General features: G+C 68.4%; 19 protein-coding genes and 2 pseudogenes. 7 read left to right on the forward strand and 14 right to left on the reverse strand.

What is annotated here, in order from left to right:
- Positions 1–205: 205 nt before the first annotated feature.
- The 4 genes from ABD374_RS00445 to ABD374_RS00460 all read right to left on the reverse strand — a co-directional run bounded on the left by ABD374_RS00445 (position 206) and on the right by ABD374_RS00460 (position 4,303).
- Positions 206–565, reverse strand: a complete 360-nt coding sequence (locus tag ABD374_RS00445; RefSeq protein ID WP_344488790.1) for a response regulator transcription factor — start codon at positions 563–565, stop codon at positions 206–208.
- Between the two features lie 160 nt (positions 566–725).
- Positions 726–2,096, reverse strand: a complete 1,371-nt coding sequence (locus tag ABD374_RS00450; RefSeq protein WP_344488793.1) for a wax ester/triacylglycerol synthase domain-containing protein — start codon at positions 2,094–2,096, stop codon at positions 726–728.
- Positions 2,097–2,135: 39 nt separating this feature from the next.
- A complete protein-coding gene (locus ABD374_RS00455) occupies positions 2,136–3,611 on the reverse strand; it encodes an alpha/beta fold hydrolase (RefSeq protein ID WP_344488796.1) in 1,476 nt (491 codons plus the stop codon).
- Between the two features lie 506 nt (positions 3,612–4,117).
- Positions 4,118–4,303: a hypothetical protein gene (locus ABD374_RS00460; RefSeq protein WP_344488799.1), complete on the reverse strand. Its 186-nt coding sequence runs from the start codon at positions 4,301–4,303 to the stop codon at positions 4,118–4,120.
- A 233-nt stretch (positions 4,304–4,536) separates the two neighbouring features.
- On the opposite strand from ABD374_RS00460, the gene ABD374_RS00465 reads away from it, so the two are divergent.
- Entirely contained in the window at positions 4,537–4,770 is a 234-nt protein-coding gene (locus ABD374_RS00465; RefSeq protein WP_344488802.1) for a hypothetical protein, read from the forward strand.
- A gap of 116 nt (positions 4,771–4,886) precedes the next feature.
- On the opposite strand, the gene ABD374_RS00470 is transcribed toward ABD374_RS00465, so the two are convergent.
- The 5 genes from ABD374_RS00470 to ABD374_RS00490 form a co-directional block, all read right to left on the reverse strand.
- On the reverse strand, positions 4,887–5,516 hold the full coding sequence (locus tag ABD374_RS00470; RefSeq protein ID WP_344488805.1) for a hypothetical protein: 630 nt from the start codon (positions 5,514–5,516) through the stop codon (positions 4,887–4,889).
- A 177-nt stretch (positions 5,517–5,693) separates the two neighbouring features.
- A complete protein-coding gene (locus ABD374_RS00475; RefSeq protein ID WP_344488808.1) occupies positions 5,694–6,080 on the reverse strand; it encodes a magnetosome magnetite crystal formation protein family in 387 nt (128 codons plus the stop codon).
- 494 nt (positions 6,081–6,574) lie between these two features.
- Positions 6,575–6,865 carry a hypothetical protein gene (locus ABD374_RS00480; RefSeq protein WP_344488811.1) on the reverse strand — a complete coding sequence of 97 codons (291 nt, stop codon included), beginning with the start codon at positions 6,863–6,865 and terminating at the stop codon, positions 6,575–6,577.
- 517 nt (positions 6,866–7,382) lie between these two features.
- Entirely contained in the window at positions 7,383–8,192 is an 810-nt protein-coding gene (locus ABD374_RS00485; protein ID WP_344488814.1) for a transposase family protein, read from the reverse strand.
- Positions 8,193–8,300: 108 nt separating this feature from the next.
- Positions 8,301–8,756 (reverse strand): hypothetical protein, encoded by a 456-nt coding sequence (locus ABD374_RS00490; RefSeq protein WP_344488817.1) that lies wholly within the window; start codon positions 8,754–8,756, stop codon positions 8,301–8,303.
- Positions 8,757–8,915: 159 nt separating this feature from the next.
- Between ABD374_RS00490 and ABD374_RS00495 the strand changes: the two are divergent.
- Positions 8,916–9,390, forward strand: a pseudogene (locus ABD374_RS00495) (transposase); the annotation flags it as partial.
- A gap of 27 nt (positions 9,391–9,417) precedes the next feature.
- Positions 9,418–9,582, forward strand: coding sequence for a hypothetical protein (locus ABD374_RS00500; RefSeq protein ID WP_344488949.1), 165 nt, complete (start codon positions 9,418–9,420; stop codon positions 9,580–9,582).
- A 27-nt stretch (positions 9,583–9,609) separates the two neighbouring features.
- Here the strand turns inward: ABD374_RS00500 and ABD374_RS00505 are convergent, their stop codons facing one another.
- Positions 9,610–10,062, reverse strand: coding sequence for a hypothetical protein (locus ABD374_RS00505; RefSeq protein ID WP_344488820.1), 453 nt, complete (start codon positions 10,060–10,062; stop codon positions 9,610–9,612).
- A 255-nt stretch (positions 10,063–10,317) separates the two neighbouring features.
- Here ABD374_RS00505 and ABD374_RS00510 point away from each other — a divergent pair, with 255 nt between their 5' ends.
- Positions 10,318–10,713 carry a hypothetical protein gene (locus tag ABD374_RS00510; RefSeq protein WP_344488823.1) on the forward strand — a complete coding sequence of 132 codons (396 nt, stop codon included), beginning with the start codon at positions 10,318–10,320 and terminating at the stop codon, positions 10,711–10,713.
- 278 nt (positions 10,714–10,991) lie between these two features.
- On the opposite strand, the gene ABD374_RS00515 is transcribed toward ABD374_RS00510, so the two are convergent.
- The gene (locus ABD374_RS00515; protein ID WP_344488826.1) at positions 10,992–11,456 is read right to left on the reverse strand and encodes a hypothetical protein; all 465 of its coding nucleotides are present in this window, start codon (positions 11,454–11,456) and stop codon (positions 10,992–10,994) included.
- Between the two features lie 400 nt (positions 11,457–11,856).
- Here ABD374_RS00515 and ABD374_RS00520 point away from each other — a divergent pair, with 400 nt between their 5' ends.
- Positions 11,857–12,108 carry a hypothetical protein gene (locus tag ABD374_RS00520; RefSeq protein ID WP_425577082.1) on the forward strand — a complete coding sequence of 84 codons (252 nt, stop codon included), beginning with the start codon at positions 11,857–11,859 and terminating at the stop codon, positions 12,106–12,108.
- A 36-nt stretch (positions 12,109–12,144) separates the two neighbouring features.
- Here the strand turns inward: ABD374_RS00520 and ABD374_RS00525 are convergent, their stop codons facing one another.
- Positions 12,145–16,566 (reverse strand): nSTAND1 domain-containing NTPase, encoded by a 4,422-nt coding sequence (locus ABD374_RS00525; protein WP_344488829.1) that lies wholly within the window; start codon positions 16,564–16,566, stop codon positions 12,145–12,147.
- Positions 16,567–16,582: 16 nt separating this feature from the next.
- Positions 16,583–16,963 carry a CU044_2847 family protein gene (locus tag ABD374_RS00530; RefSeq protein ID WP_344488832.1) on the reverse strand — a complete coding sequence of 127 codons (381 nt, stop codon included), beginning with the start codon at positions 16,961–16,963 and terminating at the stop codon, positions 16,583–16,585.
- 290 nt (positions 16,964–17,253) lie between these two features.
- Between ABD374_RS00530 and ABD374_RS34485 the strand changes: the two are divergent.
- Positions 17,254–17,468: pseudogene (locus ABD374_RS34485) on the forward strand (S8 family peptidase); the annotation flags it as partial.
- Between the two features lie 284 nt (positions 17,469–17,752).
- Here ABD374_RS34485 and ABD374_RS00540 read toward each other — a convergent pair.
- Complete coding sequence (locus ABD374_RS00540; RefSeq protein ID WP_344488838.1) at positions 17,753–18,469, reverse strand: TetR/AcrR family transcriptional regulator; 717 nt, start codon at positions 18,467–18,469, stop codon at positions 17,753–17,755.
- A 181-nt stretch (positions 18,470–18,650) separates the two neighbouring features.
- Here ABD374_RS00540 and ABD374_RS00545 point away from each other — a divergent pair, with 181 nt between their 5' ends.
- Positions 18,651–20,255, forward strand: a complete 1,605-nt coding sequence (locus ABD374_RS00545; RefSeq protein WP_344488941.1) for a CocE/NonD family hydrolase — start codon at positions 18,651–18,653, stop codon at positions 20,253–20,255.
- Positions 20,256–20,491: the final 236 nt, after the last annotated feature.

Raw genomic sequence — 20,491 nt, forward strand, 5'->3', positions numbered from 1 at the left:
GATTCGACTGCGCGAACCGCGAGCTCTTCGGCCTCGGAAGCCTTTTTCGTGTCCTGCGGTGGGAGAGGTGCAGTCAGAGAGGCGTCGACCGGCACTTCCATTTCTTATCCTTTCTCTTGGCTCTTCTATTCTTCCTGGAAGTTAATGGTGTCAGTCGAGTACGTAGGTACTTGTGCCTGCCCCGAAAGTCCTGGCATGCCGTGTGCTACGGGCACTCGGTGGGGTCTTGTCCGCCCTTGCGGGTCCAGTAGTAGGCGGCTTCGGTTCTGCTCTGCACCCCGATCTTGCGGAATACAGTGGACATATAATTCTTGACCGTCTGCTCGGACAAGGCCAGTTCGCGTGCGATCTGCCGGTTGGAGAAACCGCGGCTGGTGAGCTGGAGTACGCGGATCTCCTGCGGACTGAGCGCGGACTTGGGGGTTTCGGAGGGTACCGGTGAAGGGTCTCTCCGGTTGTCCGGCGCGGGCACCCGCTCTGCGAGGTGAGCTCCTTGGGGCAGCAAGTGGGCCAGGTTGGAATGCAGCTGCTGCACGGTCTCGCTGAGCCTTCCGACAGCGGTCAAGAGATCGTGAAGGTTGTGCCGGTGAAGATCGGCATGCTGGGTGCGCTTCTCCGGGGGGTGGGCTCCACGTGTTTCCACAGGTGGTGTTCCTTTCATACTGGAACAGACTCGGTGTCTGTTCGAGGTAGGGCGTGGAAGGGGCACGGAGGTGTTGAATCGGCTACCGACCACCGAGGGACAGGACTTCGTCCAAACCTGCCCGAAGGGAACTGTGTAGCAGTTCGACGTCCTTTACTGCTCTCGGGTCGATATTCACACCGATGGCGCACGTTCCGTCGTATGAGCACATCGCTACGGAGAGTGCGCTGTTCACCACAGGCGCGAAAGCGAAGAGTCGGGTGAGGCCTTTTCCGGCAATACTCCTGCGCTCATCGGGGCCCGGTACGTAGGTGCAGTGGGCGTCGCTCTCCGTGACGAGGTCCGTCAACACCCGTACCGCCTTCGCCGGGGCGGCCGCCAGCAGGGGGGAGAGGGGACCGAGCCGGTCGGGGTCGATCGGGGGCAGGGCCCGGGCCGCACGAACCGATCTGTATGTCTGTTCCAGGCGGCGTCGCACGTCCTCCTCACCGGTTGCTCCCGCAAGCCGTACGCCCGTGAAACGGTTTCGCGCCTCGCCCGGCCACGCGGGCAGTGCGACGGCGACCGCCATGGGAACGCGGTCCCAACTGAGGCCGACCGCACGGTGGTAATGGTGCAACCCACCCACCACTGCCGCCAGGAAGGCGTCGTGAGTCGTCCCGCCGACGGTGCGTCCCGCCCGGCGCAACTGCTCCTTGGGGGCGGTAAGCGTCAGGAGCCTGCGGTCCTGGGACCGTCCGGCGAGAGCGGGGGAGTGGTCAGCCGGGAGGCAGAGCGCGGACCGGGACGCCTGCAGCCCGGCTCCCGCCGTCGCCATGTGCCGCACGCCACTCCCCAGGAACCGAAGTCCCGCACGGACCGCTCCCGCGCCGACGCCGTGCCACGGGAGGCGGCCGTCCAGAAGGGGGCTGTCCGCCACCTCCTGCTCCTGAGTGATCAGACTCAGCCGATTCGGGCTGGGCGGCGGCGCCAGCTCGTCGCACAGCGAGGAGAACAGTTCCAGCGCGCGAAGGCCGTCCACCATGGCGTGGTGCAGGCGCATGACCAATGCGGCGTTGTCCCCCTGCACCCTTTCCACCAACAGCACGTCCCAGAGCGGTCGGTTCTTGTCGAAGGGAGCCGTCGCCGCTGCCTGCGCCAACTCGAGCAGTTCCGTCTGGCCCGCCGCACCCGGCAGAGCGGTGCGACGAATGTGGTGGGAGAGGGCGACTTCGTCCAGCGCCTCCCACCGGGGGCCGCCCAGGAACAGACGCGGCCCCGTCACCCGGGACCTCAGCAGTGCGTTGTGGCGGATGATGCGCTGCACCGCGGCGGTCAGGGCGGTGAGGTCCGGGGTTCCGTCCAGTTCGGCGACGCCGATGACCGGTAGCCGAAGTCCTGATGTCTCGGCCTGCCACAGGAGCGCTTCGGACGTGCTGAGTGCACGCGATCCTTCGCCGGCGGCTGTGCCCATCGGAATCCCTCCTTCGATTCGGTGTGGGTGGGGGTGCGTTCAGTTCAGGGGCACCGTGAGCGAGGCCTGGTGCTCTTCCGACGAGTGGAGGACCACCTTGCTCAGAGGGCGTGTGGCTCCCCGGCAGGTGGGGTCCCAGGTGCCGACGATCAGACCCAACCGGTGGCCCGTGGGCACGTCGCACACGGCGGTGCGCAGGGTGAGGGAGAACGGTGCGGGTCCTTTGCCGCCGGTGGCCAGCGTCACCGCCCCCTGGCTGCACAAACGGCCGACACCCGAAGGCCCCACCGCGTAGAGGTGCGCAGTCACCGTCACCTGTCGGGCGCGGCAGCTGATCGAACCCTTCAGTACGGGGGAGCCCCGCAGCTTCCTGGGCCGGTCCAACACGGCCGTCGTCCACGACGCAGCCGCCGGACCGGGAACAAGGGGAAAATAGACCGACGGGGGGTACCCGGTGACACGCTCGACCAGACGGGACAGGACGGGAAAGCGGTCGGTTGCTCCGGAGGGAAGAGCTCCCCGCAACCCGGCCTGCCAGGTGGACCCCTCAGCGCCCATGCGGCCAGGACCGAGACGGCGCGGAGGCCCCAGTTCATAGACCTGGGTGCGGGCGGGAACCGTGTGGCAGGCCGTGGTCCGGCTCGGCAACGGGCGTTGCCTCGCGGGACTGCCCAGCACCTCGACTCCCTCCGTGGGAACGCCACGAGGCAACCCGCGCAGTTCCTGGTCCAGCCAGTCGCCCGCGCGACGCCAGATTTCGCGTCCCGATGCACTGGTCAACTGGGACCAGGGCAGGAGGGGATGTTCGTCGGGGTGCAGCAGTAGCCGCGATCGGCAGGGCAACTGCTGCTGAAAGGCAAGTACTTGCTCGGGTCGGAGGACCGTGTCGTTCCACCCCGCAGCGAGCAGGACGGACAGTCCCGGCCGGTCGAACCGCTCGATGTGCTGAGCGGCAGAACGTTGAGCCGCCCAGGCGTGGAGTTGGGCGCGCCCCGTGCCGCTGTAGAGCAAGAGGGACTTCAGGGCGACGTCGGGGGAGAAGTGTCCCCCGAGCGCACCCGCCACCAAGAGGGCCGTGCTCAGTCGAGGAGTTTCCCCCGCCAGGAGGGCAGAACTGAGATCGGCCCACCCGTCGACCGCGACCACAGTGGCGATGCGCGGCTCGAACGCCGCCGCAAGCAGACTGATGCCGGCGCCGTAGGAGAGCCCCACGGCGGCCACCCGCTCGGTGTCGGCGCACGGGTAATGCTGTTCCACCCAGTCGATCAGTCTGCTGAAATCCTGAACGTCCGAATGAGATGCCGCTTCGACGCGGCCGCCGGACCCGCGGAAACCACGGGGTGAGTAGGCGACCACTATGTAACCCGAGTCGGCAAGCCACTCCAGGAACCATCCGAAGCTGCTTGCGGAAGCGGCCCAACTCGCGGGCAGAACGACGAGCGGCCTGCCGGCTTCCTCTGTATTCCCCGCGCCCCGGACCTCGACGTCGAGCGGAAAGCCTTCCTCGGTGAGCACCCAGTGCTTCTGGCCGCTCCTCCTGGCGAAGGGCGACAGGGAGAAATTTTTACCTTCGGCGGGCGAGAACAAACGCGAAGATAATTTTTGATGCGGCCGCATGGTGTCCCATCGAAGAGAAAGCAGGATCTCTGATGCAATTCACGGTAGGAGCTGTTCGTTGCAGGTGGCAACTAGTACCTTCTTACGGGTACGAAGGAAGCTGTTTGGTGGGGAGAGGTACCGGACTCACGGTTCGCCCCGGCGTCGTCGCCCGGCACGGGAGGAGACACGCTTCATTCCGAGAGCGGCCAACTCCTGTCCCCGACGGGCGGGGTGGAGTGCGAAAAGGTTGAATGCATCCCTGTCCTGTGGTTCGGCACGGACAACGGGAGCAACCCTGCTCCCTGACGGGAAACCCTGCACCGTGTGGACCGCAACCGCTTCTTTCGCCGAAGTGCGTCCACGGATTCACGGAGTCGTTGATGGGTCTTGACCCAAGGCCGGTTGGTTAGCGTTTTCACTGGTCACGCTAGGGGTGTTGGGGGCCATGTCGTGGCGGCGCAGAGGCCGGGGCCGAGTTTGTGGATGAGGCCGGTCTCGGCCCGCCCGGAGAGCTGCCGGTACATGGTCTCCACGGTGATGTCGCCGAAGTGGGAGGCGATCCCCCGGGGGCGCCGGAGGCGGGTGGGGTCTTCTTCGAGCAGGGGCATGATTCGGTGTCGGCGACGCTCGGTGGGGGCGGTATGCCGGTCGTCGTGGGAGACCGGGGGAGGGATGAGTGCGGTTCGCAGGGCTGGATGACCGTGACGGTGAGGTGGATGATGGTGCGGCTGGTGTCGGGCCTGCCGTCGTCGTGACGCGTGCTGTAGCGGGACATCGACGACTTGACCTTGCGGGTGCTGACCCGCTGCCGTCGGGGCGGGAGGAGACGGGCCAGGATTCGGTGCCCGGTCAGCCCGCCGCGACCGGTATCGGCGGGGACGGTGACGATGCCGGCGGCCTGGACGACCTGGCCACGCGCGCTCTGGAGGGCGACGGTGAAGCAGCAGCAGCAGCAGCAGTGGTCCGGGTCGGTGCCGGGCTGGGACGCGGCGGCCTCGACCAGCACGGCTCGCGGGGCCTGGTAGAGCGTGAGCAGGGCCCACATCTCCTGCTCGACGCCGGCCGGGTCACCTGAACGCAGGACGCGCCCGTTCGTGACCGTGTGGCGGAGCGCGTAGTACGCGGATTCATGTTCCCACCGCTGGTGGTGGAGGCCCGCCAAGGCGGCCGCAGGATATTGACGGGCGTCGGTCAGGTGGTGGCCAGCCGGTAGGAGCCGGTGAAGACGTGCCGTCCGCGCAGGTCACCGCGATGTTCGCGTCGATCACACGTACCTTCTCGGCGGCGATCACCGACAGGTACGAGCCGTCGGCGAGACGTGTGAGGACCGGGGGTACGCCGGTTGCTGCGGAGTCGGCCCAGGAACTGGGCGCGGATCGCGGTCACGGCGGCGAGGAAGCCGTTGCCGTCGAAGCCCTTGTCCCACAGGACAAGCATGTCCGGCCGCAGCAGACGCAGCAGGCGCGAGGCGCAGCTGGTCTCGCCGTCGGCGGTGGGCCCGAACACCACGCCGATCAGTGGATCCTCAGCCGACCCGAGACGCTGACCGAGATCGAACAGCTCCGGCTCGAGGCCGTCCTGACCAACTGCCCTGAACTCGACGCCCTGACCGGTCACGTCCGGTCCTTCGCCCAGATGCTCACCGAGCGCCAGGGCGAACGGCTCCCGCAATGGCTCGACGCCGTCCAACAGGACGACCTGCCGAGCCTCCACACTCTCGCCGCATGCCTCGACCGAGACCGCGACGCGGTCCTCGCCGGACTCGACCGCGGGCACGGCGGCGAGGCGCAGGGTGTAGACCTGGCCGCGTCGTAAGGTCACCCCTTGGCCGAGCGTGGCGCGCCGGCGGCAGGCGGCGGGGAGGCCCGCAGGCGATGAACAGGACGTTACGTCGGCCGGTGAACGGCGGCCTCGGGACGTCATGGCTCTGGTGGCCCCGGGGCCGCTCCTCCGACCGCCGGTGAAGGGGCGGAAGACGGCGTCGAAGGTACGCTGCGGTCAGCCCAGCAGGCGCAGGGAGATGGACTTGATGAAGTGGAAGTCCTGTCCGCTCCCGGCACGTACGGCTCCGACCAGTAGCCCGATGAGTCCGACCAGGATGTAGCAGAACACCGGGTACATCGGCAGTGGCTGGGACTGCGGGTAGGACGGCGGTAACCCGATCAGGGCCGAGAGCAGGGCGCCACCGAGGATCGCCAGGAATGCGGTCAGACCGAAGTTCGCTGCGTGCGTGGCATGTTCGTGGGTCCACGAGTTTCTGGTCCGCGACCGGATGGCCAGCGGGACCAGCCAGATCACGAATATCCCGACGCACGTGAAGCCCACGAGCGCCGCACCCAGATACGCCCCCACCGCTCCCGACCGGCTGCCGGTCCGCTCTGCCATGACGCCCTCCTGCTTCTCATCGGCCACTGTCGGCGTACACCGCTGTATGCGCCAACCGGTACCACCCGAAGTGCTCCACTGGCAGGCCCCTCTGGGCTGGTGAGGACCCGGAGCCACCCGATCTCCGAGTGTCCGGCGCTCGGGGCGCAGTCAAGGGCGCCCTTCGGGCGTCGCTGCCGCGACAGCCCTGCGGGCCACCCTGGACTGCGCCCCGAGCGCCTTGAATCTGCCGGCTATCGGGCGGCCCCGGCTCTGTGGGGCACGGCGATGGAGCACGTAGCCGTGCACCGAGTGGAGCCTTCACGTGAACGCCGACAGCCACTGTCCTACCGCCAACGGCCCGGGACGGGTTCCGCGAAGAGGCCCGCACGACATCGCGGGGACCCCTCGGGCTGCATCCGTCGCCAGTGGACGACCTCATGTGACACCGGCCGGAGGATCCCTTGGCGTGGGCTACCTGGGCGCCGTGACCTGTCAGGTCAGGGCGCGGCGAGTCACCTCCAGTTCACGTGGAGGTGCCAGATGTGCTTCGACTCCTCCTCACACATGTACTGGAGGACGTTGGGGTTGGTCCGCGCCAGTTCCCCACCTGCGGCGTGGCAGTTGGTGAAGCTGAAGTACCAGCTGTGGTAAGCCCACCCGGAAGCCTGCGCCGGGACGGCGACAACGGAACTCTTCGACTGCCCGGTGTGCTGGGCGGTCTCGGCCTGAGCCGCGCTGGCTCCCGCCAGCAGCGCGGTGCTCACCGCCAGAGCGGAGACAGCCGCCGTGAATGACTTATGCATGGATGGTCTCCCGTCGTTGTGGTCTGCTTCCACGAGTACAGCCCCGTCGGCATTTGTTCAGCAGCCCCCTTCAACGTGAGAACAATGCTCCACCTATACGCCCCGAGGGCCACGGTACGAGATCCCGCACGACTGCGGCCCTCCAGGACGCTGGGAAACCTTCCCAGGTCACACCGAATCCCGCGCACGCTCAGCGGCCTGTGCCCACGCCTTCGGAACCCCTACGAGGGGAGACCCACCGCAGAAGCTGCAAGATCCCTGACAGAGTCATGCCGAGGCAGATTCGGCCAACCTTTCGTCGACTCTGTCCGTCAACGAGCTTGATCGCTACGTTGCCCACGGTGGGCGATCGTCCGATGCCATGAAATTCCACGGGAACCGTGACGATCTCCACGCGCATCAGCACCTCGTCCCCGGTGTTCACAATGAAAGGAAAACACGATGCGACGACTGGCCGCTGTGCTCTGCGCCCTGATGGCCCTGTCAGGGGCGATGACTGAGGTTTTCTCAATGAAGATCACTTCCACTGGTGGTTGAGGGCAAGGGCGGCACGGGCTATGTCGCCGATGCGGCCGGGGCTCAGGGTGACGTGCTTCAGCGTGCGCCAGCGTTCCTCGAGCTCGGCGGCGGTGCGCTCGCCGAGGGCGCGGAGGTCTCTGATCATGGTGTTCGTGGTGCGCGTGTTGGCGTCGAGAGCCCTTTCCGGCTTCCCTTTGGGGCGGCGGACCGGGACATGGATGCCGATGCCGGCACCGATGTAGCCCTTGTCGGCCAGAGTCGGCAGTCCGTCGGCGGCAGCCTTGTACAGCGCGGGCAGGACATGCAGCCGGGCTGCGGTGATGTCCGGGGTGGATCCCGGTTCGGCGTCGGAGACCCACAGCGGGGTGCCGTCCGGGCCGGACAGGAACTGGACGTTGCCGCCGAAAATCTTGTGTTTCTGGCTGAACCACACGTCGTTGCCGTTGTCCCGGATACCGGCGAGGCGGTCGCTCTCGACGAGCATGCCGTCGAGGATCACGTGACTCATCTCCTCGGCGCGGCAACGGTCCAACACCTCGTGCGGATCCGGGGCTTGATCCGCGAGGACATCGATCCCCTCGTGCAGGTAGCGGTAGCCGGTGGCCTGCGATACGTCGGCGTCCCTGGCCAGACAATGCACGCAGCCGCGCTCACGGAACCAGCGCAGCACCAGGACGGCCTGCCGGAACGTGCCCAGGGCCCGCGACCCACGAGGGGTGTTGAGGCCGCGGCGATGCGCGGCGAGCAGCCTGGACAGGTACATCACGATGTGGCGCGGAACGTCGAGCGTGGCAGCATAGGTGACCAACGTGAAGCCTCTGGTTTTGCGGACGATCTTGTGGTGAGAACCGTCCTACCAGGGGTTTCACGTCTGTCTACGACCGGCCCCCCGAGGCGCAGTTTCGCTGAGAAAACTTCAATTCCTCACCGCGTTGAACTGCTGGCCGCAGTTGGTGGGGCTAGGAGTGCACACGGTGATCCGGACCCGGTCGATACCGCCGGGCAGATCGGGGTTACCGATGACGAAGTTATAGGGCTTCTCCCCGTACGCGGAGCTATTGACGACACCCCTGCTCTCGGTATCGATCTTGGTACTGCCAGCGAAGGCTTCGAAATGAACAGTGGTGCCGACGGTGGTCCAGTCCGCGACTCCACCCTGCACGGTCGCCGTCCGGTTTCCCCAGATCACTGTGCCCCAGGCGCCACCGAGTACGCAGTCCTTTGAGCACACATCGAACGGATCATTGGCCCACGACGCCGCACTGGGCCCGGCTTCGGTAGAGGCCAAGGCCGACGGGGCCGCGGCCAGCACCAAGACCGTCACCAGCGCCGAGACCGCGCTCAGATTGCCATTCATACGTCGTGTCGCCACGTGTACCCCTTCAGAGCCGCGGAAGCGGCGTCAGTTCCTCACCATGCCGACGACGGCCGTCGCCACAGGCAATCTCTCCGGCTGTGAGCGTCATGCACACTCGGACCTTGATCTGGTCGACCCCACCGGGCAGGCCCTTCTCACATCAACCGATACCGCATGGCCAGCGTCTCATCCGGTGAACCACGTCGAGAGTGTCATTCAAGTCAACTTGGACTTGACCGGCCCATCCCACCCACCGCGGTACGCGAAGCATTGCGCTCGCTGACCACCACCGAGCTGGTTCGGCAGCTGACCGCCGTCCGTCCGGGCACCGATCTGGCAGAGCCGGCTACAGCCGTCAAAGTCGCCCTCAAGCGTCTGGCCAAGCGATATCGGCACTTGAGCGAGGAGATAGCGGACGCGGACGCCGACCTGCGCGTCCTGATCACTCGCACCGCACCTGACCTGCTCACGTTTCCGGGTGTCGGGACCGAGACCGCAGGGCAACTGCTGGTCACCGCTGGCGACAACCCTGACCGGCTCGCCTCAGAAGTTTCTTTCGCCCACCTGTGCGCCGCCGCCCCCGTGCCAGCTTCCTCCGGTCGCACCGACCCACCGACTCAACCGCGGCGGAGACCGCCAGGCCAACCGGGCACTGCACACCATCGTGTTGGTCCGCATGCGTCACGACCCGCGCACCCGCGATTACGTGGCACGACGCACCCTCGAAGGACTCAAGACGAAGGACATCTTCAGATGCCTCAAGGACTTCGTCCCACGAGAGGTCTACCGCCACCTGATCAGCGCATCCAGCACCGAACCATCAGCATCCACCGCGACTTGACGATCTATAGGAGCTTCAGAGTTAAGCTCAGCTTGTTTCGCAGACCAGGGTTTCGGAACGTGTGTACCTGGTGCCGTTGACCTCTACCCACCCACTGACGTAGGCGCATTGAGTATCAGCTTCGGAGACGTAAATTCCTCCGGCATAAGTGTCGTAGAGGCCGGTGTCATTCCAGGACGTCGCCCACTTCCAGTGGCGCAGACGAATCTCCATTTTGTGCTGGCCCGACCGATTGTCGTAGGTCTTCGCGCAGTATGTACCGCTACCGGCACTGTCATACCAGACCTGGATCTGGCCCACATTGTCTGGAAGCCCGATGGTCCTCACCAGGCTGCCCTTGCACGGGCCATCGAACGGACCCGCGTAGCCCGCCGGAGCCGCGGACGCGGTGCTCACCCCACTCAACGTGACACCTACCACGACCCCGCAGATCGCAGCGCCGGATAAGATGTTCCTTTTCATCGTAGATATCTTGCTCACTGATTTCCCTCCTTGTCCGCTTAGTCAATCGGGCAGACCTCCCGATCGGTGTTCGAATATGCACCGTAGCGTCGCCGGGCGCTGCAGCGCATCTGCCTGCACCGAGATTGGCTAGTAAAAGCGCTCCTGGCTTACATTCACGGAGGAAACGATCATGCGACTGCACGACCAGGGCCAGCCCGATCCACCCGGGCATGCACCGATCAACCCGCTCGGCGAAGATCATTTCACTGAGAAAACCTCACTGGGGCGACAGTGAATGCCGCGACCACCGCGACCAACTGCAACTCCGCCTCCGGGACAGGAACCTTGGTCTCGACGAATTACGTGCGCATATTGGGAGACGGGGCGGCCGTCGGCGCTGTGCAGCTGTGTAAGAGCAGCGGATACTACTGGGGCTACGTCGTCTTCTATGACGCCATGCAGCCGAACAACTGGGGCCAGGTCAGGCTCGACCGCTACCAGGGCGGTAGCAAGGTCGCCGCCTACACCTGCGATACGGTGGGCGGCAACGGCTACGTACGCCCCGGCCAGACCCAGTGTTGGACGTCCAGAATCAGCGGTGGCTCATCCGATAAATTCCAGGCCCTGGGCTACTCGTGCTACGGCAGTAGCCACCCCTCATGTCCTGATGTCAACTTGGACGCCTGAGGGCGCAGGGCCCTCACACGCTGACGGGATCTTCCCAGGACGGCCAGACCCGGCCGGCGAGGCCCCACCGCGGGCATGGTGAATCCGTCCTTTCTGGCCTCAACGGCACGGGAGCCTCGTGCGTCACGGAGACCGTTCCCGTCACCCGATCAGTGACCACGTTGAAAGAGCTCACTGCGTGGGACGGCCCGCCGTCCTCACGCGCGGCGGGCCAGCGAGCGGGAACCGGCGGCTGACAACTACCTTCGGCTACTCCTTGGCCTGCGGGCACGATGGTGTCAGCTGAGCTGGAACGAGCTTGCTCGGTCGTACCAATTGGTGGAGGGGCAGTTGCCGGTTCCTGATCCGCCCAGATGGGTGCAGCGGTCGATCCACGGCGAGGAGGAGCCGCTGTGGTTCGTGCCGTCGAACAGCTTGATGTCGCAGGACTGTGCGGTGTAGGTGCTGACCGAGCTGTAGGTGTTGTTCTCGCTGATCCCGCTGGGATTGTTGTGGTCGTACGTCTCTCCGACGAGGGTGGGGAGCGCATAATCGACGTCCGTGGTGGTGGCCGTACATGCGTGATCGCCGTACCAGATGCTGTAGCCGCCGGCTTGGTTGTAGTTGATCCAGTTGTAGACCGCGACGAGCGGGAGCGACGCCAGGGTGGAGCTGTAGTCGGTCAGGGCCTGCTCGGAGGTGAAGCAGGCCTTCTTCTGTGCGGTGAGGTCGATCGCGCAGTACTGTCCGGTGGCATCCGCCACGGGATTCTGCGGGGCCGAGGCGGAGGCGGAACTGGCGACGGGGACGGCGAGTGCAAAGGCCGCACAGGCCGCGAAGAGAATTCTTGCCGGTGACACTTTTCCAGGAACTCGCACAGGTTACTCCTGAGTGGATATCCGTCCGGTGTCGTCAGGATGCCCGGCGACCGGCCCGGTCGACAGGGCACTTACCGGCCACAGGATCGGCCCGGTTCGGCTTCGACGCGTTCTCGCGTCGGCCTGCAACGATGCGTGGGAGAGTGTCGTTAGGGCCTTGTGGGGCTGATGATGCCGATTACTGGCGGCCCGCAGACGGCTGGTTTGCTCGTCTCCTGACGCTCGGAGGGGGCCTGTTGGTGTGCGGGGTGGCGGCTGACCTGGTGTGTCGCTGGTTCGCGGAGAGATGGAAGCCGTCCTCCCCGGGCACGGGCCCGCCGCCACCCGCGTGGCCGTCCTCCTGGGCCCGGCGGCCGCCCGCCGCCGGGCCGGAGCCCCGCTGCCGCCCGCCGAACGCGCCGACGCCGACCGCGTCACCGCCTCGGCGCGGGCCGCACCGGGGGAGGATGCGTTCTCGGAGGAGTACGAGAGGGGCGCCCGGCTGGGCCCGGCGGAGGCGCTCCACCGGGCCCGTACGGAACATTCCCCGGGGCGCTGACCGGTGGCCGGCGGAGCCGGCCCGTTCCTCGCGTGCTTAGCGGCCGTCCGGCGGGCAGATCCGGTCCGGCAGCCAGACCGGCAGACCCCGGCGTTCGTCCTCGGAGAGGTCGCGGCCGAGGGTGTCGCACAGCTCCTTCTTCCAGAGCTCCGGGTCGAGGTGGAGGATGTCCACGGTGTTCCCGTCGTCGGTGCGGAGCAGGGTCCTGCCGTCGCCGGAGACCGCAAGGAACGTCTGCTCTTCCGCGAATACGTAGGACTCACCGCGGTTTTCGGGGTCCGCCGCGTCCTGGAACCGCATGGAGTTCCGGTTGGCCAGGAAGTACACCGAACTGCCGGTCTGGAAACCGTGCCGGTACTTCCAGCGGTTCAGTGGCCCCATCGGGCCGAGCACCCTCTGTGGCGGCTTCCCCGTCCGCCCGACCGACCACAGTTCCATCATGGACCCCTTGGTCTGCACGGTGGCGAAGCGCCCGGTCCGGTCGAGCACGGCGGAGTCCGTCTCCGGTCCCAGCTCGATGCGCAGTCTTCCGTTCTCCCGGCCCGTGCGCAGAGAGAACGCGCGGAGGAACCTGTCACCGTGCACCGAGAGCTGTACGTGTCCCGGCTCCGGGTGGAAGGAGGCAGTGAAGTCCGGTGGGTCGGTCGCCGTGAGCCCCAGGTCCCGGACGTCGAGCGGTTTCGACAGGCGTCGGCCGTCCCGGGCGTTCCAGTGCTCGATGGTGGAGCCGGAGACGGTCAGCAGCTCGTCACGGGGGCCGAGATAGATCCCCACGCCCTCCTTCGGCCCGTCGGGACCGCCCTCGGGAGGAGGCATGCGGACGGTGATGTCGGTGACGGTCCGCAGGGAGGGAAGCTCCCAGATCCGGACCTTGTTCCAGCCGATGAGATCGGCCGCCAGCGTGCCCTCCCGGTCGACCTCGATGCCGGGTGCGATATCGACGAAGACCGACGGATTGTCCCTCGGAGGACGCCTCACCGCCTTGAGGACGGTCGTCGACCCGTCCGTGTCCCTCCGTACGATGCCCAGGGTGTCGGCCCGGTCGCCCATCCGGACCAGCATTTCCCCCTCCTCGCTCCAGGTCGTGCCACCGAGCAGCACCGGGGGGCCGTCTGCGTCGATCGGGTCCATGTCCAGGGGTTGCCCGGTCACCGAGGTTTCGTCCCGGACGATCAGGACGGGGTCCGCCGGATCGCCCACGAGGGACAGGTCGTCTTCCTCCAGCCGACTGCCGGGTCCCTCGATCTCCCGCACCTCGGCTCCGGGGCGCGTCCCGACCAGAGCCCACGCGGTCTGCAGCTTGCTCACCGCGAAGTGCTCCCCGGTCCCGTCGATCGCGATGCTGCTGCACGAGCTGCTGAACCCGCCCGGCCGGTACCGGGTCAGCATTCGTCCGTCCGCGACCCGGACGGCTTCGTACGTGACGCCTTTCCCCGGCCGCCCCTCCCGACAGACGACCAGCACCGCGCCGTTGCCGGACAGGGCGAGACGGGGCTGCGACGTGCGGACGCCGTCCGCCAGCTCACGCGGCCTCCCGGCCCCGGTCCCGATGCCGATCGCCACCAGGGACGGCTTCTGCGCCGTGCTCGGTCCGGCGCCGGACCGCGGTTGAGCCACGAGCGTGTCTTTGTCCGGCCCGAACCACACCGCGTCCACCGCGGGCACCTGGCCGGGCAGCTCCCGCGTCCGCTCCGTCGCCAGCTCCCGGATCCTCACGCGCCCGTTCGTCGACGTGACCACCTCGCGGGCGTCCGGGGAGAGGTCCGCGAGGCCGAGGCGCTGGGAGAGCGCCGTCCCCTGATCCCCGAACTCGGCGCCACGCATGCTGCGTTCCCGGCCCAGCACCGCCGACTCGTCCGTACCCGAGCGGTCCACGTCGTGCCAGACCAGGGTCCCGCCGTCCTTCGTCGACAGGTAGGCGATCCTGCGGCCGTCCCGGCTGACCATCGGGAAGAAGGCGTCCTCGGCGAGGGGGAGGCGGGCGCGTACGATCCGCTCGCGGGCGCCCCGGACGAAGAGCACCACACCCCCCTTCGAGCTCGCCGCCCCTCCCAGCTTGGTCGTCACGAGGACCACCCGGCCGTCCGTGCTCGTCGCCACCTGGTCCACCTGTGCCTCACCCAGGGTCAGGGCCCACCGGTCCTGCACGAAGTGGTCGTAGCGGCGCAGCAGCGCGTTGCTGGCCTCCTGGGTGGGGGAGAGGTCGTGGGCCGCCATGGCGACCAGGGCGGCAGCGCCCGGGTCCCGCTCCACCAGATCCTCCGAGAGGCTCGCCAGCGAGCGCGACCGCCCCTCCGCCTCCCGCTCCGCGCCGACCCGCGACTGCTGGACGAGGAAGGTGCCGAGCCCGGCGATGAGCGCGAGGACGAGCGCCGCGGCGCCCCAGGCGACCCGCACCCGGGCCCGCCGGAGACGGTGGCGCCTTGCGGCCAGATCGATGAATGCGCGTTCCTCCGGGGAGAGTTCAGCCTCCCGGGCGTGTAACCGGCCGGTCAGAGAGGCCAGATGGATCGGGCCGGGCAGCAGGTCTGGGGAGCGCCCCGCCGTCTCCCAGCGGTCGAGGTCGTGGCGCAGCTCCGCACGGGCCGCCAGCAGGTCGCTGTCGGTCCGCACCTGGTCGGCGAGCGTCGGCCAGGCGCTGGTGAGAGCCTCGTGGGCGAGCTCGGCCGTCTGCGGTTCACCCTCTTTCCCGCGCAGCACCAGCAGCCGCCGTTCGGCCAGGGCCCGGGCGATTCGCCAGCGCGCCTCACCCGTCTCCTCGCGGGTGAGCATCCGGCGCAGCGGGGCCTCGCTGCCGGGCAGCACCCGGACGAGTCCGGTGAGCAGTCGCAGCGCGTCGGCCTCGTCCGCCGGGCGTACGCACTCCCGCCACGCCTGTTCCGCGTGGCGCGCCAGGGCGCCGTGGACCCCGCCGATCTCGTCGTACGTCGTCAGGCGCAGCCGGCCTCCGGACTGCCGGTCCCACAGCTGGGTGAGGACGAAGCCGAGCAGGGGCAGGATGCCGGGCGCCCCTCCGGCGTCGTCCAGGATGCGCTGCTCCAGCCCGGGGTCGTACGCCACGGCCGGCAGGTGCCTGACCGGCTCGCTGATCACGTCCGCGAGCTGGTCCCCGGACATCGGGGTGAGCGGGACGGTGGTCCCGTCCTTCAGCGCCGGTCCCATGACGGGGTGGTTGAGCGCCGCGTCCACGAAGTCGGCGCGGAGGGTGAGCAGGACGCGGACGTTCCCGGGCTTCGCCTTCGGGAAGAGCAGCCGGGCGGCCTCCGCGACCTCGGCCTCGGTGCGGTCCAGGAGGGACTCGGCCTGGTCGACGACGACGAGGACCCGGGCTGCCGTGGGTCCGAGTGCACGGTGGAGGGCGTCGGCCAGGCCCCCCTCCGCCAGCTGCGCCTCCATGTGTCCGGCGCTCTCCGCTCCCTCCGGCTCCCGCGCCCGCGCCAGCCGGTACAGCTCGGTGGCGAGCGCGGAGCGCAGGGAGGCGATGTGCCCGGCGTTGACGACCAGGACCGCGTACCCCGCCTCCCGCATCCTCGGCACCACCCCGGCCAGCGCCAGCGAGGACTTGCCGCAGCCGGAGGGCCCGTACAGGGTGACGGGCGGCCGGTCGCCGTGCAGGGCGGTGACCACCTTCTCGATGTCGTGGCCCCGCCCGAAGAAGACGCCGGCGTCGGCTTCCCGGAAGGTGGCGAGACCGCGGAAGGGGGTGGGCGGGGTGACCAGGGAAGCGAGTTCGGGCAGCTCCCGCAGCAGCGTCCGGGTCCGCAGGGCGAATGCCTGTTGGGCCTCGCGTCCGGGCCCGGCGGCCACCATCAGGCCGACGGCCGCGCCGAGTTCGTCGTCCCAGACGGGGCTGCCGCTGAAGCCCCGTTTGACGTACACACCCTCGCCGTCGCCCCGCGACAGCTGGACCCACCCCTCCCCGGTCGGCCCCCGGAACGTCCCGCTGTGCCAGATGCCGCCGGGGTGGTCCTCGGTGAACCCCACGGCACGGGCGTGGTGGTGCCACACGCCCTGCGGGGGATCGGCCAGGGGCAGCGGCCGGGCGCCGGGTATCGGGTCCCGCAGCCGCAGGAGGGCCAGGTCGCCGGTCCGGTCGGCCTGGACGGGTATCCAGCGCCGCACTTCGGCTGTACGGTCACCGCCGTCGTCCCGGTCCCCGGTGTCCCCGGTACTCCCGGCGTCCCCGGCCAGCGGCAGGTCGACGGCGACCTCGGCCCCGGGCTCCACGGTCTTCTCCCGGGGCCGGTCGAGGGCGTCGGAGACCACATGGGCGCAGGTGAGGACGAGATCGTCGGCGACGAGGAAGCCCGCGCCGGCGATGACCCCGTCCCGCCCCTTGACGCGAACGACGGCGGAGACGAGGGCGGCCTCGGGGCCGTACGCGGGATCGGGGGCCCGCGAGCCCCCCGGACTCTCCTGCCGGCCGGCTCCGTCCCTGCCCTGCGGTCTCCGTGTCACTGGGCCCCCACCCGTATCAACTGCCCTGCTGTCCCACAGTATCGGCGTCCGCGCCCGGCCTGTCGCTCCTGTTCCAGGTCAGGGTCACGGAGAAATTGGCCGCCGTCGCGGTGCTGGCGATGACGACGTCGGCCTCGGCGGACAGGGACACCCCGAACTCCAGGGTGATCTCGTCCGGCGCCTGGGCCATGCCCGAGAACCGGCCCACGAAGCTCTCCGCCACGGGCCGTACGGTGTCCAGCATCTGCCCGAGCGTCCGCTCGGCCCGCGCCACGGTACGGCCGCCCCGCCCCACGCGGACGAGAGCCTCGTCCACCTCGCGGATCTGGACCCGGACGGTCTCGTCGCTGCCGTCGCCCAGGGGCACTTCCACCGTGTGGACGGGGCGTTCGCTCATGGCGGTACTCCAATGCTCGGGAGCTGAAGATCGTAGCGACAACGGCCGGCCGGGCGGGGGGTGGCCCACGGGGATCAGTTCGTGCACTGCGCGCGACGGCCATATTGCCATGCCTGCAAAAAGAGTTGACACTCCATCACAAATATGGCGCGCTCATGACATATCGCCGGTCGTCCTCGCGTCGCTCGAACCGGCGGCGCCATCGTCGGACTGCGGCGGACGAAACCCCGTACGCCGCATTCCCCCGGCGGGTGAACCCCTGGCGCGCCACCGTTCGAGGAGAATTCTTCATGGCAGCAGTGCGCACCACCCGGCGAAGGATCGCCGGAGCGATTGCCGCGGCCACGACACTGGCGCTCGTCGTCGGAGCAGGCGCGGCCTCACCGGCGCGGCGGCTCCCGCCCCCGCGCTCCAGGGCGGAATCCTGCACGCGGGAGCGGCCGGCACGGTCCCCGGCAGCTACATCGTCACGTTGAAGGAGACGGCCGGGTTCAGTGCGTCCGCCGTCCTTGATGTACAGGAGTTCGCCCCGCTCAAGGCCGACGTCGAGGCACTGGTGGGCGCCCCGCACCAGGCCACGATGGAGAACCTTCACCTGCGCCAGCAACTCGCCGACCGCCATGCTGTGATCCGCGCGCTGCCCACGCAGGCCCCACTCGGCAGGTAGCCGGTCTACCGCCGAGAACGGAGCCGGCGGCAGCCTTCGTCGCGGCCGTGGCCTTGGAGAGGCCGATGGTCTGTTCTCCTGGGAGGTGCCGCGGGCGGGACGGCAGTCACAGCTGCGTGGCATCAGCCAGTATCGAGGCCGTCGATCAGACGGTTGAGGAACCGGGTGAAGGTGGCGTCGGGAGTGAGGGGACGTCCGGGAGCGGAAAGGGCTTCGGCGAGTTCCGGGTGGCAGCCGTCGGCGGCAACAGCGGCGAGGTAGCGGCCCTCGGCAGCGGCCCGGGCTGGTGATCGTGAGACTGCGGCCTGCGCGATCTCATGAGCGACGTGCCCGGCCACGAATGCGGTGATCTGGGCGAATACCTCCAGCTTCGCCGCACCGTCCAACCCGGTGGGCCGCAGGGCGGCGAGCGCGTGTTCCAGGAAGGCCAGCGTCTTGGGGCCCGGAACGCGACGGGTGAACAAGGCGACGGGCAGCCAAGGGTGGCGCAGCATGTGGGCGCGCTGCAGTCGGGCCACGGTCTTCAGATCGGCACGCCAGTCGCCGCTGGGTGGGTCCGTGACCGTGAGCTCGCCGCTGACGTGGTCGACCATCAGTTCCAGCAGCGTCTCCTTGTCAGGGGCGTAGCTGTAGAGCGACATCACGCCCGCTCCCACCTCGGCGGCCACCCGCCGCATGGTGACCGCGTCGAGTCCTTCCGCGTCCGCCAGACTGACGGCCGCCGCGGTGATCGTCTCCCGGCTGAAGGAGGGCCTGCGGCCCCTGCGGGGCTCGGTGGGACGCAGCCAGAGCTGTTCGGGATCGACGCTCTCGGCACCGGACTTTCCGTCACCGGACACGGCCTCGCACTCCTTCCCCTGGTTGTCGAGGCGACTCTTGCCAAGGTCATCCAAGCATCCTCTATTCTCGTACATCGTACGAGAATAGAGGAGGGGAACGATGCCATCACGCACGCCCGACGCCGTAGCCAGACCAGCCTGGGTGCCACCCGCCGGAAAACCGCCGCTTTCCTCGCGGATGATGAGGGCGACCTGGCGAGGTCTGCCGGCGAAACGTCATGAGGCCGGATGGGAGCCGGGACTGTTGGTGCCGGCCGCCGACGGCAGCCCGTTGATCACTGACCATTACTTTCCGCGCACCAAGGGCGACTTCCCCACTCTCCTGGTCCGCTCGCCTTATGGCCGAGGCCTGCCGTGGTCACCCCAGTACGGCTTGCTCTTCGCCGAACAGGGCTTTCACGTGGTCCTGCAGAGCTGCCGCGGCACCGGAGGCTCGGGCGGCATGTTCGATCTGTGGCGCAACGAGGCCGCCGACGGCCGGGCCACGATGTCCTGGCTGCGCGAGCAACCCTGGTTCGACGGAACACTGGGGACCGTCGGCCCCAGTTACCTGGGCTACGTGCAATGGGCCCTCGCTTTGGACCCACCGCCAGAACTGAAGGCAATGGTGGTGCAAGTAGGGCTGCACGATCCCTACGCCCTGTTCCACGCAGGCGGTGCGCTTCGCCTGGAAAACGCCCTTGCCGTGGGCGTGGGCATGAACTACCAGCACCAGGGCATGGCACCGTTCCTCAAGGCGACGCTGCGTCTGCAGCGCCGCCTGCGTGACGTCACCACCGCGCAGCCTCTGCGTGGGGCGTACCTGCCAGCCCTAGGAAGCGAGCTGCCTTGGTTGGACGACGTGATGACACACCCGGACGCCAAGGACGCCTACTGGCGCGGCGCGTCGTTGGCGGAGTCGGCGGAGCGGCTCCGCGTGCCCACCGCTCTGATCACCGGATGGCACGACGCACTGGCCGACCAGACCTTCGAGCAGTACGGCCGGCTGCGCCAGTCCGGATGTGAGACCGCCCTGCTCGTCGGTTCCTGGACCCACACTTCCGCCCTGCAGCAAGGATGGCCCGAGGTATTCGCCGAAAGCCTCGCGTGGCTGCGCGCCCACCTGTACGCCGACCCCTCCGGCCTGCGTCCCACTGCGGTACGTGTGCACATCGGCGGCGAGGACACCTGGCGGGACCTCGACGACTGGCCGCCAGCCGCGGCTGCCGCCTCGTGGTACCCCATCCCCGGCGGGCATCTCACCCAGCAGGTCCCCGCAGACTCCGCACCCGTGACGGCGTTCCGCTACGACCCGGCCGACCCCACCCCCTCCCTGGGCGGACCGCTGCTCTCCCGCACCGCCGGTCCCCGGAACAACGCCACCCTGGAGGCCCGAGACGACGTCCTGACATTCACCGGCCCGCCACTGACCGAGCCCATGGACATCATGGGCCCGGTCTCCGCACGGCTGAGCATCTCCACGGACACCGGACACGCCGATGTCTTCACCCGCCTGTGCGACGTGGACTCACAAGGCCGCTCCGTCAACATCTGTGACGGGTTCGTCAGACTCCGGACGGCCGAACAGGCGCCCTCGCAGGTCACCGTGCCGATGAGCTCCACCGCCCACCGCTTCCCCATCGGCCACCGCATACGCTGGCAGATCAGCGGAGGTGCCCACCCACGCTACGCCCGCAATCCCGGCACCGGTGAGTCAACGGTGGACGCCACCACCTTCACACCGGTGCGCATCACGCTCCACACGGACTCGGCACTGGTACTTCCCAGCAGCTCTGGTCTCGCGTAATTCGGTCAGCCCTCCGGGGAACAGTCGACGGGCCGGGCCGGGCCGGCCCGGCCCGGCTGCTGCTCCATGCCCTCTTCGGTATTCCTTCTGTCACCAGTGGCGAAGACCGAAAGCCTCTGGCTCCCTGAGGCGATTCCATGCGGCGACACTTCCTCACAACCGCGGCCTGCTCCTGTGCGTCCTACTACTGAGCGTCGGCAGGAGCCGGCCGCCCCGGGGGGAACGGGACGCGAGCC

This window comes from Streptomyces enissocaesilis (assembly GCF_039533765.1).
GTDB lineage: Bacteria > Actinomycetota > Actinomycetes > Streptomycetales > Streptomycetaceae > Streptomyces > Streptomyces enissocaesilis.

Coding starts and splice junctions, on each gene's coding strand:
- ABD374_RS00450 (WP_344488793.1), bottom strand. CDS start 2,096: ATGGGCACAGCCGCCGGCGAAGGATCGCGTGCACTCAGCACGTCCGAA.
- ABD374_RS00460 (WP_344488799.1), bottom strand. CDS start 4,303: ATGCCCCTGCTCGAAGAAGACCCCACCCGCCTCCGGCGCCCCCGGGGG.
- ABD374_RS00475 (WP_344488808.1), bottom strand. CDS start 6,080: ATGGCAGAGCGGACCGGCAGCCGGTCGGGAGCGGTGGGGGCGTATCTG.
- ABD374_RS00480 (WP_344488811.1), bottom strand. CDS start 6,865: ATGCATAAGTCATTCACGGCGGCTGTCTCCGCTCTGGCGGTGAGCACC.
- ABD374_RS00500 (WP_344488949.1), top strand. CDS start 9,418: ATGCGTCACGACCCGCGCACCCGCGATTACGTGGCACGACGCACCCTC.
- ABD374_RS00520 (WP_425577082.1), top strand. CDS start 11,857: ATGGAAGCCGTCCTCCCCGGGCACGGGCCCGCCGCCACCCGCGTGGCC.
- ABD374_RS00530 (WP_344488832.1), bottom strand. CDS start 16,963: ATGAGCGAACGCCCCGTCCACACGGTGGAAGTGCCCCTGGGCGACGGC.
- ABD374_RS00545 (WP_344488941.1), top strand. CDS start 18,651: ATGAGGGCGACCTGGCGAGGTCTGCCGGCGAAACGTCATGAGGCCGGA.